Annotated in this window: 9 protein-coding genes; 2 read left to right on the top strand and 7 right to left on the bottom strand. The window is 62.0% G+C overall.

Features of this window, described 5'->3' with window-relative positions:
• Window positions 1-107 precede the first annotated feature (107 nt).
• On the bottom strand, window positions 108-1,070 hold the full coding sequence (locus VVD49_RS17690; protein WP_327600537.1) for a transporter substrate-binding domain-containing protein: 963 nt from the start codon (window positions 1,068-1,070) through the stop codon (window positions 108-110).
• Window positions 1,071-1,404: 334 nt separating this feature from the next.
• On the opposite strand from VVD49_RS17690, the gene prsT reads away from it, so the two are divergent.
• The gene (gene prsT / locus VVD49_RS17685; RefSeq protein ID WP_327600536.1) at window positions 1,405-4,227 is read left to right on the top strand and encodes an XrtA/PEP-CTERM system TPR-repeat protein PrsT; all 2,823 of its coding nucleotides are present in this window, start codon (window positions 1,405-1,407) and stop codon (window positions 4,225-4,227) included.
• Between the two features lie 154 nt (window positions 4,228-4,381).
• Entirely contained in the window at window positions 4,382-5,263 is an 882-nt protein-coding gene (gene xdp1, locus VVD49_RS17680; RefSeq protein ID WP_327600535.1) for an exosortase-dependent surface protein XDP1, read from the top strand.
• 294 nt (window positions 5,264-5,557) lie between these two features.
• Here the strand turns inward: xdp1 and VVD49_RS17675 are convergent, their stop codons facing one another.
• The 6 genes from VVD49_RS17675 to ccmE all read right to left on the bottom strand — a co-directional run bounded on the left by VVD49_RS17675 (window position 5,558) and on the right by ccmE (window position 12,208).
• Window positions 5,558-7,363 (bottom strand): ABCB family ABC transporter ATP-binding protein/permease, encoded by a 1,806-nt coding sequence (locus tag VVD49_RS17675; protein WP_327600534.1) that lies wholly within the window; start codon window positions 7,361-7,363, stop codon window positions 5,558-5,560.
• A 144-nt stretch (window positions 7,364-7,507) separates the two neighbouring features.
• Window positions 7,508-8,725, bottom strand: a complete 1,218-nt coding sequence (gene ccmI / locus VVD49_RS17670; RefSeq protein WP_327600533.1) for a c-type cytochrome biogenesis protein CcmI — start codon at window positions 8,723-8,725, stop codon at window positions 7,508-7,510.
• Between the two features lie 11 nt (window positions 8,726-8,736).
• A complete protein-coding gene (locus tag VVD49_RS17665; RefSeq protein ID WP_327600532.1) occupies window positions 8,737-9,231 on the bottom strand; it encodes a cytochrome c-type biogenesis protein in 495 nt (164 codons plus the stop codon).
• A complete protein-coding gene (locus VVD49_RS17660) occupies window positions 9,224-9,766 on the bottom strand; it encodes a DsbE family thiol:disulfide interchange protein (protein WP_327600531.1) in 543 nt (180 codons plus the stop codon). Before VVD49_RS17660 ends, VVD49_RS17665 begins: the two co-directional genes overlap by 8 nt.
• A 10-nt stretch (window positions 9,767-9,776) precedes the next feature.
• Entirely contained in the window at window positions 9,777-11,750 is a 1,974-nt protein-coding gene (locus VVD49_RS17655) for a heme lyase CcmF/NrfE family subunit (protein WP_327600530.1), read from the bottom strand.
• Window positions 11,751-11,758: 8 nt separating this feature from the next.
• Entirely contained in the window at window positions 11,759-12,208 is a 450-nt protein-coding gene (ccmE, locus tag VVD49_RS17650) for a cytochrome c maturation protein CcmE (protein ID WP_327600529.1), read from the bottom strand.
• Window positions 12,209-12,228 lie beyond the last annotated feature (20 nt).

Raw genomic sequence — 12,228 nt, 5'->3', positions numbered from 1 at the left:
GCTACATGGAGCGGCCTGTACTCAGGCTCGTGACAACATAGAGCGCCATTTAAATGCAAAACGACGCAGCCCGCGCCCAGGGGCGCAGGCTGCGTCACGACATGCTATTAGCGTTTGTAGCTTTCAGCAGGATTGTCGTTGGGGGCTGCAATTACATTCTTCAGCGCGTCGCTCATCGGGAAGTTGAGATTCACGCCTTTCGGTGGAATCGGCGACAGGAACCACTTCGTGTAGAGCTTGTTCAGCTCGCCACTCTTGGCCAGATCCTTGACGGTGATGTCGACGATGGCCTTGAAGGTCGGGTCATCCTTGCGCAGCATGATGGCGATAGGCTCGACAGACAGCGGGGAGCCCACAATCGCGTAATCCTGCGGAGCTTTGCTGCTGGCGATGAGGCCCAGCAGAAGGTTGTCATCCATCACGAAAGCAACAGCGCGGTCCGTTTCCAGCATCAGGAACGAGTCGGCGTGGTCCTTGCCGTACACCTCCTTGAAGTCGATGCCCTTGCCTTTTTCGTTCGAGCGCATCAGGGCAACGCTGGTCGTGCCGGTCGTGGTGGCCACAGGCTTGCCGCCGAGCTGATTGATGTCGGTAATGCCCGAGGCCTTCTTCACCGCCATCTTCACGTTGGTGACATAGGTCGTCGGTGCGAAGGCGACCTGCTTCTGGCGGTCAGCATTATTGGTGGTCGAGCCACACTCGAGGTCGACCGTACCGTTGGTCGTGAGCGGGATGCGGTTTTGCGACGTCACGGCTTGTTCGGCCACTTTCAGGTCAGGCATCTTCAGGCGTTTCTTGACGGCGTCGACGATCTTGTAACAGACGTCGATGTGATAACCGACCGGTTTCTGGTTGGCATCCAGGTAGGACAGCGGGAATGAAGATTCGCGAATACCCAGCGTGATCGTGCCGGAATCTTTTACTTTCTTGAGTGTGCCGAATAGCTCTTCTGAAACGGCGGGAGCCGCTGCCGGCGCCTTGGCTGGCGCAGTCTTCTTCGCGTCCTGGGCGTAAGCCGCCTGACAGCAAAGGCCGGCAAGGGTCATGGCAAGAACACTGACTTTCAACATGTAGATTCTCCGGTGAATGCCCGGTTGAAGCCGGGACAGGGGACAGAACACGACTGCGTGTGGCGAATCCTGATGCAACAAATGCGCCACGGCTACGATAGAGGCCGGTTTGTGACCTTATTTGACATAGCCCTTTGAGCGTGAGGGCCGTCCTGGGCGACCTTGTGGGTATCTTGTCACGTAGTGGCCGATGGGCAAGCCCTATACTGGCGGGCGAAATATGGGCTATTCAAAGGGTCACCCGGCCGACAACTGGGTCGGGGCCCTCGAGCATGCTGGAATTCCCCGAAATCATTGTCGAGTCAGTATCGACCCGTATCGTTTGAGGTTACAGATGGTGGAGATATCGTCCTTGCTGAGCGTCAATATCAGACGTCTGGCCTGCGTGGTATTGCTGGCCAGCCTGGCTGGCGTTACCTGGGCGGCAGACACGGCGCAGGCCGGGAAGTACTACGAAGATGGTCTGGCGCGTTTCCGGAAAAACGATATGGATGGCGCCGTCATCCAGCTCAAGAACGCTTTGCAGCAGGACAATCGCTTACTCGCCGCGCATGTCCTGCTTGGCCGGGCGCTGTTCCGCAGTGGCAATATTTCTGCAGCCGAAGCTGCCTTCAATGACGCTCTGCGGCTGGGCGTAAATCGAAGCGAAGTGCTGGCCTTGTTGGCGCGCGTGTATCTGCTGCAAGGACAGCCGAAAATGGTGATCGAGCGGATCACGCCGGACGGGCTGCCGCCGGAGGCCAAAGTGGAGGTGCTGTCGCTGCGTGGCCTGGCCTTCGCGGACATGGGCGATTATCCGCAAGCCTCGCGATCCTTCGAGGACGCCCGGGCGATCGATCCGGCCTCGGTCGTGCCGCTGCTCGCCGAGATTCCGATCCTGCTGACACAGCGCAAGATGGATCGCGCGCGCTTTCTGGCCGACCGTGCTGTTGCCCTGGCGCCGACCAATGCAGATGCTTGGAACATGTCCGCCTCCGTGGCGCATGCGACGCTGGACTTGAAAACAGCGCTGGATCGCTATGGCAAGGCGCTGGCACTTGATCCCGGGCACGTCGATGCGCGCATTGCACGCGCTTCGCTCTTGCTGGGACAGCAACGGGATGCAGAAGCCGAGCGTGATCTCAATGAGCTGAAGAAGCTGGTGCCCAAAGAGGCGCGCTACCTTTATCTGAGCGCCGTCCTGGCTGGGCGACGTGGCAAGTCCGACGAAGTCCGTGCGGCGCTGGTGGAAATCGCACAAGTCGTAGATGGCCTGCCAGCCAGCTGGCTGGCAACGCGTGAGCAGTTCCTCATGCTCGGCGCAGTCGCGCATCACGGCCTGAGTTCGCGGGTCAAGGCCCAGGCCTATCTGGAAGCCGTGCTGACGTTGAATGTTCGCAACGTTGGCGCGCGCAGGTTGCTGGCGTCGGTGCTGCTCGACAAGGGCGACTACGGCGCGGTCGAGCGGACGCTGGATCCGGTCTTGCGCGACTCGCCAAACGACCCGCAAGCGCTCTATCTCATGGGGCAGCTGAGGTTGGCGCAGAAGCGCTATGTGCAGGCCAGTCAGTTGCTGGACCGAGCTGCGCAGCTCGGTGGCGACTCCGCTGAAATCCGTGCTGCTATCGGTTTCACGCAATTGGGGCTGGGCGATGGAGGGGCCGGCCTGAAGAGCCTGGAGTCGTCCTTTGCCAAGAAACCCGGAGATGCCAAGGTCGGGCTGGCACTCGCCATCCAGTACGTTCGCTCAGGACAAGGCGCGAAGGCCGTAGCCGTGGCGGAAGCGGTTGCCAAGGCTGATCCCGCAAACATCGCAGCGCTCAACGCGCTGGGAGCCGTACGCGGTGCTGTGGGTGACAAGGCCGGAGCACGCAAAGCCTACGAGCAGGTTCTGGCCAAGGATCCGTCCTTTGCTCCGGCGCTGCTCAATCTTGCCAAGCTGGATCAGGCCGATGGCCGGACAGATGACGCGCGGAAACGCCTCACGACCTGGCTGGCGCGCAATGGAGACGACGACAACGCCATGTATGAGCTGGCCATGATCGAGCTCAGCAGCGGACGTCGCGCCGAAGCGCAGCGGTGGCTGGAAAAAGCCTTCGGGCAGCGCTCGACCAATGAGCGTGCCGGCAGGACGCTGGTCGATGTGCAGCTTGCCCAGGGCGCCGTCCAGCCCGCCTTGAAGACCGCAATCGAACTGGCGGATGCCAATCGCACCAGTCTCGACGCGCAGGCCGCGCTGGTTCGCGCCCAGCTGGCGGCGGGGGAGCGCGGCAAGGCAGTCATTACGCTCAAGGAAATGACTCAGATGGCTGAATACGATGCCGTCGTGCAGATCCGCATTGGTCGTTTACAGTTGATGGCGGACAACCCGGATGGTGCGGCCTACAACGCGCAGAAGTCACTGACGGCCGTGCCCAATAACCTCGCAGGCCTGGCGTTGATGGCGGATGCCGAGCTCACGCGAAAAGACTTTCTCAAGGCCGAAGCGATCAGCAAGGACATCATCACGCGTTACCCCACCAGCGCCGAGGGCTATCGTATCGGTGGGGACGCTGCCGTCGGGCGAGGCAACCCTGCCGCCGCGACGCAAGCTTACCGTGGCGCGCTGGAGCGCGACCCCAGCTCCACCAACACGCAGCGGGTCGCGCACGCGCTGGCCCTGGCTGGAGATCTGCCACGTGCCCAGGAGGTGCTGGGCGGGTGGCTCAAGTCCAATCCGAACGATCTTGGCTGCCGCGCTGCGCTGGCCGAAATCAACATGCGCGCGGGCAACTGGAAAGGCGCCCGGGAACAATACGACAAGGTGCTGGCGGCGCAGCCGAATGCGGTGAATATCCTTAACAATCAAGCTACTGTGTTGCAGCGCCTCAATGACCCTGCGGCGTTGGGCATGGCCGAGCGAGCCTACAAGCTGGCCCCGCAAGATCCGCTCGTGATCGATACCTATGGCTGGGGGCAGGCTCAGGCGGGCAAGCTCGATGCGGCACTGAGGTTGTTGCGGGATGCCCGGCTGCGCTTGCCGGAGAACGGAGACATCCGCTACCACCTGGCGTGGACGCTTGCCAGGCTTGATCGCAAGCAGGAAGCGCGTGAAGAGTTGGCCTACGCGCTGAAGGCCAGCGGCAGTTTCGAGTCGATCAATGACGCCCGGACGCTCATGAAGGCATTGGGCGGTTGAGCCGTCGCGGGGGCGGTGTCGCGGAATTTGACGCTTTGCATGCCGAAGTGTTGCGACTTGTTTTTAACTGATTGAATATAAACCGTTATTTTTGAGTGGACTGATGTTTGCTTCTCAACGTCCAACTTGTACTAAATCATCTGGAGCGACTCTCATGAAACGACTTGCCTTGGCAGTACTGGCTGTCGCAAGCGCGTTAGGCGTGCAGACGGCATTTGCCGCCGCCACCTACACGTTCGGCTCCGCCAGCGTCGGCTCCTGCGGTTCAGTGCCGACCGCGTCGAATAGCTCCTGCTGGGGTAACACCCTCACGTATTCGGCGTCAGGCACGACGATTACGGCGACCGCAAAGGCCTATTCCAACACTGCGGGCACGGGTACCAACAGCAATGCTTCAGCTGCGTTGCAGACTGCTTACCTTGCGCAGTATTCGGGCGGCCTGGGTGTGTACAACCGCGACTACGCAACGTCGACGGACGGAAACAGCACTGCCGATATCGATACTTCAGAAACTGGCTCCCCGGAGCACGCAACTGACAACAATGAACGCTACGACGCGGTCTTGCTGACCTTCTCGAAGGATGTGAGCCTGGGCAGCGTGACATTGGGTTGGGCGCAGTACGATTCCGACATCACCATCTGGGCTTACATCGGCGCGACGCCCTCTGCACTGGAAGGCGCGACCTATGCCAGCCTGATGACGACGCCCAGCGGTCTCGTCAATAACAGCTGGGTTCTGGTCGGTAACTACGCCGACATCGGCCTTGCAGAAAAGACGGTCAATGCTTCCGGGCTGACCTCGTCTGCCTGGTTGATTGGTGCCTACAACCCGGGCGGAACTGCCGCGGCCTGCACAGGCACGAATTCGACCGCCAAGGATGGTCTGGATTGCGGCGACGACTACGTAAAGATATTGAGCGTGTCGGCTACGCCGACAACAACGACCACGACCACCCAAGTGCCTGAGCCTGGCTCATTCGCACTGGCAGGTCTGGCGCTGGCGGGTTTGGTTGTTTCCCGCCGCAACAAGAAATAAAAAGAAGAGAAGTCGATGCAGTACGGAAATGGCGCCTGAGGCGCCATTTTTATTTGTGCGCTCGTGTACGAATGTCGCCAGGATCCCGTTCGGGTGTCTGCCCGAACTGGCATTCAAGCTGACTGCGGGCCTTGCGCTGGCTGCGCAGGATTTCAGGCCCGGATTGGGCGATGGTTCTTGGCTTTGCGCAGGAAGCCGTTCTGGGCCAACACGGGCCCGGCTGCGCATGTGTGCAGCACGCTGGCCATTTGCATCCCTTGCGAGGGGACGCGCCGTAGCCGGTTTCATCAGCCTTCAGGCAAGCATGCTTTCTTCTTGCTGCTGCAAGGTCCACATCTGCGCGTAGGCGCCGTTCTTGGCGAGCAAGGTGCTGTGCGAACCGCGTTCGATGACTTGACCGCTTTCGAGCACGATGATTTCGTCCGCATTCATTACGGTGGATAGACGATGGGCAATGATCAGGGCCGTGCGTCCTTTTGCGGCGGCCTCGAGTTGTGCCTGGATGGCTTTCTCCGTCTTGGAGTCGAGCGCTGACGTGGCTTCGTCGAAGACGAGGATAGGCGGGTTCTTGAGCAAGGCGCGCGCAATGGCCACGCGCTGCTTCTCGCCGCCAGAGAGTTTCAGGCCGCGTTCGCCGACTTTTGTTTCGTAGCCATCCGGCAGGTCCAGGATGAAGTCGTGCAGCTGCGCAGCGCGCGCGGCGGCGATGACCTCGTCATGGCTGGCCTCGGGGCGACCGTACTGGATGTTGTAGAGGATGCTGTCGTTGAACAACACCGTATCCTGCGGCACGATGCCGATGGCCTTGCGCAGGCTGGCTTGCCTGATCTTGCGCAGATCCGTGCCGCCCAGCTGGATCGCTCCGTCGCTGACGTCATAGAAGCGGAACAGCAGGCGCGACAAGGTTGATTTGCCGGCGCCGGAATGACCGACGACGGCGACGGTATGTCCGGGCTGGATGTCGAAGTTGATGTGTTCGAGTACGGGCCGACGCGGATCATAGGCAAAGCTCACGTTGTCGAAACGCAGGCCTGCAGGCCCCGCCGGCAGCTCGACGGCGTCGGGAGCATCCTGCACTTCACGCTCGGTGCGCAGCAGGGTGAACATTCGTTCGATGTCCGTTAGTGCCTGACGGATCTCGCGATACAGCACGCCGAGAAAATTCAGTGGAATGTAGAGCTGGATCAGGAAGGCATTGACCAGCACGATGTCGCCGAGCGTCATCTTTCCGGCCGCAACGCCCGAAGCGGCATTCCACATCATGGCGGTGACGCCGCAAGCGATGATCAATGCCTGGCCGATATTGAGGCCTGAGAGGGAGTACTGATTGCGGATCTGCGCATTCATCCAGGCGCGCAGCTGATCGTCATAACGACGCGTTTCGTAAGCCTCGTTGTTGAAGTACTTCACCGTCTCATAGTTGATCAGGCTGTCGATGGCGCGCGAGTTGGCTGCCGAGTCCAGTTCATTGGCCTGGCGGCGCAGATGTGTGCGCCAGTTGGTGACCTTGACGGTGAACGTGATGTAGACGAGCAGGGTGGCGACGGTGATCAGTGCGAAGCTGATGTCATAGTTATTTACCAGCACGCCCAGCACGAGACTGATCTCGACGAGGATGGGCAGGATGCTGTAGATCGCGTAGCTGATCAACGAGCCGATGGAGCGCGTGCCGCGTTCGATATCGCGCGTCAGGCCGCCGGTCTGGCGCTCAAGGTGAAAGCGTAGGGACAGCGCATGGAGATGCTGGAAGACTTCAAGCGTGATGCTGCGCACAGCCTGTTGCGTGACGCGCGCGAACAGGATTTCGCGGAGTTCGGTAAAGGCCGAGGTGGCGAAGCGCAGCGCGCCGTATGCCAGCAGCAAGGCTGCCGGCACGACGATCAGGGCTTCCTTGTGGCTCAGATCGAGCGCGTCGACGACGTGCTTGAAGATGATGGGCACGCCGACATTGGCAACCTTGGCGAAGATGAGGCAGACCATTGCCAGCGCAACGCGGCCGCGCCATTGCCACACATAGGGCAGCAGGGATTTGATGGTTGCCCAGGCTTTCAGTTCGCCGGAGGATTGAGCAGGCAGGGGGAGCGAAGAGGCGCGTCGCATGCGGACATTCCAGGGCCAGGGGCGGCAGATGTTGTTGTCGTTGCAGGGCGTGCTGCAACGGTCGGTAGGGGATCAATGCAAGATGCGTCCGGCGCGCCGGAATTGCAAGAGGGAGGGGCAGCAACAACGCCGTCCCGTGCAGGCTTACTTCACCTGTTCGCTGATCTCGATCTGCAAGGGCTGGCTGTCGGACGCCTGTGTGGGCTTCGCAAAACCCTGCAAGTCGCCACTCTGGGCGATGGGCTTGCCGCTCTTCGATACACGCGCGCCGACGATGACTTGGTCCTGCGGGCCGACGCTGCCCATCATCATCTGGGCCTTGCCCAGATCGAAGTCGACAGGCAGCTCGCTGGCCTTGAAGCGCATGCCGGCGATGGGAGGGCCGCCTGCTGCGGGGCGCGCGAAGATGTACAGCGTATCGTCGGCGGTGATCTGTGATTTCAGTGCTGCGCTGATCGTGACGCGACCCTTGAGTTGCAGGGACGGTGCTGAGACCTCACTGGCCGGCGCTTGTGCAACCTGTTGCGCGGGCATGCCGGCGCGCTGACGTGCTTCGTTGATCATGCCGCGCACTGACTGGCCGAATTCGCTTTCTGCCGGCACGATGGCGGTGATCTTTTCCCACTCGGCGACGGCCTGCTTGTAGTTCTGGCGCTCGAAAGCCAGTGTGCCGGACAGTGCGAGCGCCTTGACGTTGCGCGGGTCCAGCGACAAGGACTTGGCGATCAGCTTTTCAGGCGTACCGGCCAGCTTGCGATCCTGCGCGCCTGCGGCGGCGTCGGCCCAGTCGGCAAACACCTGGGCATCTTCGGGCTGCTTCCTCGCGAGCTGTTCGAAGACAGCTGCCGCCTCGCTGAAACGACTGAGCACCATGTAGGAGCGGCCCAGCATCTCGAGACCCTTTATGTCGTCGGGGTTGGCCTTCACGCGCTCGGCCAGCTTTGCCACCATCGCATCGATCTGGTCAGGTGTAATGGACTGTTGCTGCTGTGCGACGGTGTTGGCCGGATCCAGGCCAGCCGGGTTTCCGATGATCAGATAAAGCGCGATGGCCGTGACGGGCAGGGCCGCGCCGATGGCAACGGCCCAGGCGAGGCGCGGCTTGCTCGTGACGACACGTTCCGGCGCGGTCGACTCCTCGAGCGCGCGTTGCTCGATTTCCGAAAGCGTTTGGGCGTAGTTGGCTGCGCTGATCCGGTCCGCTGCGTGCTCGGCTTCAAGGTCCGCGCGCTGCTCACGCAGGATCTTGAGCGCCGGGCTTTCGTCGGCCTCTGTCGTGACAGCTTGGCGCATCAGTGGCCACAGCAAGGTTGCGGTGACGGCCATCAGCAGGATGGCGGCGGCGATCAGGAACAGGGTCATGGTCTATGCAGTCAGGCGCGACTGTCGGTGGATGTATTGTCAGCGCGGTCGAGCAGGTTGCGGGCGCGGGCGCGCTCCTCTTCCGTCAGCACGGCAGGTTGGAGTTGCTTGCGGCGCGTGCGTACCGTCCAAGCGAAACCGCCCAATGCAATCAGCATCAGCGCGGCGGGGCCACCCCACAGCAACAAGGTCGTCGTCTGGAAGGGCGGGTCGTAGAGTACGAAGTCGCCGTAGCGCTCGACCATATAGGCGAGGACTTCCTTGTCACTCTTGCCGGCGACGAGCATTTCGCGCACCTGCCGACGCAAGTCGTTGGCGAGCTCGGCCTGCGACTCGGCGATCGACTGATTCTGGCAAACCAGGCAGCGCAGTCGCTCGGAGATGTAGGTGACATGCTCTTCCAGCTCGGTCTCGCTTGCAGGCTGGGTTGTGGCGTGCCCTGGCAGGGATGCCAGCATCATCGCCAGGATCGCCGTACGGAGCAGGGTCGGAATCAGTCTAGCCACGTTGCAGTTCCCGGATTTTCGGCAGCAAGGTCTTCTCGAGGGCTTCCGGCGTGATCGGGCCGATATGCTTGTAGCGGATGCGGCCATTGCCATCGATGAGGAAGGTCTCGGGCACGCCGTATACGCCGTAGTCGATGCCAACGCGGCCATCCGCGTCGACGATGGACATCGTGTAGGGGTCACCGCCGGCCGCCAGCCAGGCGAGGCCGTCGTCGCGCTTGTCCTTGTAATTGAGGCCGATCAGCGGCACGACTTTTCTGGCTGCAAAGTCGACCAGCACCGGGTGCTCTTCGCGGCAGGCGACGCACCACGAGGCCCACACGTTCAGCAGCCAGACCTTGCCCTTCATGTCGGCCAGCGACAGCGTCTTCTCCGGCGCGTGCAGTTGGGTGAGGGTGAAGGCCGGTGCGGGCTTGTCGATCAGGGGAGAGGGGATCTCACGGATGTCATGCGTCTGGGCACGCCACAGCGAGACGCCGAAAAAACCGACGAGGACGAGGAACAGGGCGAGCGGGATAAGGGCCTTGGCTTTCATCGTGGGCTCCTCAGGCGGCCGCTTGCGCGGTAACAGTCCTGCTTGCGTCACGTGTGGCCAGCTTGCGATAGCGCTTGTCGCAGGCTGCAAGCACGCCGCCAAGCGCCATCAGCAGGCAGCCTCCCCAGATCCAGCTGATGAAAGGCTTGTAGTACAGGCGCACGATCCAGGTGTCGTCGCTCGTGGCTTCACCCATCGATGCGTAGATGTCGCGGAAGATGCCGTTGTCGAGCGAGGCTTCCGTCATGGGCGTCTGCGTCGCCGTGTAGATGCGCTTCTCCGGGTGCAGCGTGTTGATATGCACGCCGTTGCGTGACAACTCGAGCACGCCGCGCGCGGCAACGTAGTTCGGGCCCTGTATTTCGTTGACGGCCTTGAGCGTGAAGTCGTAGCCCGCGAGTTGCGTACTGCTGCCGATCTTCATCGGTACGTCGGCATTCGTTTCGACACTCTTCACCAGCGTCACGCCGATGATGAAGACGCCGATGCCGACATGCGCCAGCCACATTCCCCACCATGCGGATGGAATGCCGGAAAGATTCGATGCCAGGCTGGCGCTCTTGCGTTCGCCGAGACGCTCCTGCAACAGCTTGAGGCCGCCGAGCATGACCCAGGCCGCGAGGCAGAGGCCCAGCACCGTGCGCCAGCCGAATGTGCGGGCCAGGGTCGCGCCAGCCAGACCTATGGCGAAGCTGGCCAGCAACACGGGGGCCAGCTTGCGCAGCAAGGGGTTGAGTGCGTGGCCCTTCCAGCGCACGAAGGGGCCGACAACCATCAGCAGCACGACAGGCGTCATCACCGGCAGGAAGACTGCTTCGAAGTACGGCGGGCCGACGGACAGTTTGCCGAGGTTGAGCGCGTCGAGCAGCAAGGGGTAGAGCGTGCCGAGCATGACGGTGGCTGCCGCGACGGCGAGCAGCACGTTGTTGGTCAGCAGCAGGGTGTCACGTGACACGGCTTCGAACTGGCCGCCGCCCACGAGCTTCTGCGCACGCCAGGCATACAGCGCCAGCGAACCGCCGATGACGAGGGCGAGCAGGGCGAGGATGAACACGCCGCGCTTCGGGTCGCTGGCAAAGGCGTGCACCGAGGTCAGTACGCCGGAGCGCACGAGGAAAGTGCCGAGCAGCGAGAAAGAGAAAGCAGCAATCGCCAGCAGCACGGTCCAGCTCTTGAAAGCACCGCGCTTCTCGGTGACCGACAACGAGTGGATCAGCGCCGTGCCGACCAGCCAGGGCATGAAGCTGGCATTCTCGACCGGGTCCCAGAACCACCAGCCGCCCCAGCCGAGTTCGTAGTAGGCCCAGCCCGAACCAAGGGTGATGCCGCAGGTAAGGAATACCCAGGCAGCCAGCGTCCACGGCCGCGACCAGCGCGCCCAGGCGGCATCGAGGCGGCCCGACAGCAGTGCGGAAATGGCGAAAGCGAAGGCCACGGAGAAACCGACGTAGCCCATGTAGAGCAGGGGCGGGTGGATGATCATCCCCGGGTCCTGCAGCAAGGGATTCAGGTCGTTACCCTCGAGCGCGGCAGGCAGCAGGCGGGTAAAGGGATTCGAGGTGAACAGCATGAAGGCGAGAAAGCCGGTGCTGACCAGGCCGAGCACGCCCAGCACGCGGGCGACAAAGGCTTCTGGCAGATTGCGCGCCAGCGATACGGCAAAAATCCACAGCGTCAGCATCAAAGCCCACAGCAATAGCGAGCCTTCATGGCTGCCCCACACGGCGGTGATGCGATAGATCAGCGGCAGCCTGGTATTCGAATGCGAGGCAACGTACATCACCGAAAAGTCGTTGTTGATGAACGACACGGTGAGGCACAGGAAGCCGATGCCGACCAGCGCGAACAGCAGGCGCGCTGCCGGACGTGCGATGTTGATCAGCGCCGCATCGCCGCGATGTGCGCCAAGCAGAGGCAGCGTGCCGAGCAGGATGGCAATCAGCAGGGCGAGGATGAGGGCGAGGTGGCCGAGTTCGGGGATCATGTCGGAGGTCAGGGCTTCGTGCTGTGTGCTGCGGTGGCCTTTGCCCGGTCTATCGCTTCCTGGGCTTCGGATGGCATGTAGTTCTCATCGTGCTTGGCCAGCACTTCACTGGCGATGAACTTGCCCGACTCGTCGAGCTTGCCCTGCGCGACAGCGCCTTTGCCGTCCTTGAACAGGTCCGGCAAGGCGCCTTTGTAGGTGATGGGAATGCTCTTGACGGTGTCAGTGAGTACGAAGCTGACGGTCAGCCCATCCGCTGCCCGCTGGATCGAACCCTTCTCCACCATGCCACCCACACGGAAGTTGCGCCCCTTGGGCACCAGGCCCTCGGCGACTTCGGTTGGCGTCTTGAAAAAGACCAGGTTGTCGTTGAAGGCGCCGAGCACCAGCGTGACGGCGATGGCAAGCAGCGCCACGGCAGCACCGATCCAGAGGAAACGTTTGTGGCGAGCTTTCACTGCGGGGTCCTGTTGCGTGC

This window comes from Uliginosibacterium silvisoli (assembly GCF_036017035.1).
Lineage (GTDB): Bacteria > Pseudomonadota > Gammaproteobacteria > Burkholderiales > Rhodocyclaceae > Viridibacterium > Viridibacterium silvisoli.
This window is presented reverse-complemented; position numbering and strand designations above follow the sequence as displayed.

What these genes read in the sequence shown, in the direction of transcription:
- VVD49_RS17690 (WP_327600537.1), bottom strand. Translation starts at nt 1,070, where the DNA reads ATGTTGAAAGTCAGTGTTCTTGCCATGACCCTTGCCGGCCTTTGCTGT.
- prsT (WP_327600536.1), top strand. Translation starts at nt 1,405, where the DNA reads ATGGTGGAGATATCGTCCTTGCTGAGCGTCAATATCAGACGTCTGGCC.
- xdp1 (WP_327600535.1), top strand. Translation starts at nt 4,382, where the DNA reads ATGAAACGACTTGCCTTGGCAGTACTGGCTGTCGCAAGCGCGTTAGGC.
- VVD49_RS17675 (WP_327600534.1), bottom strand. Translation starts at nt 7,363, where the DNA reads ATGCGACGCGCCTCTTCGCTCCCCCTGCCTGCTCAATCCTCCGGCGAA.
- ccmI (WP_327600533.1), bottom strand. Translation starts at nt 8,725, where the DNA reads ATGACCCTGTTCCTGATCGCCGCCGCCATCCTGCTGATGGCCGTCACC.
- VVD49_RS17660 (WP_327600531.1), bottom strand. Translation starts at nt 9,766, where the DNA reads ATGAAAGCCAAGGCCCTTATCCCGCTCGCCCTGTTCCTCGTCCTCGTC.
- VVD49_RS17655 (WP_327600530.1), bottom strand. Translation starts at nt 11,750, where the DNA reads ATGATCCCCGAACTCGGCCACCTCGCCCTCATCCTCGCCCTGCTGATT.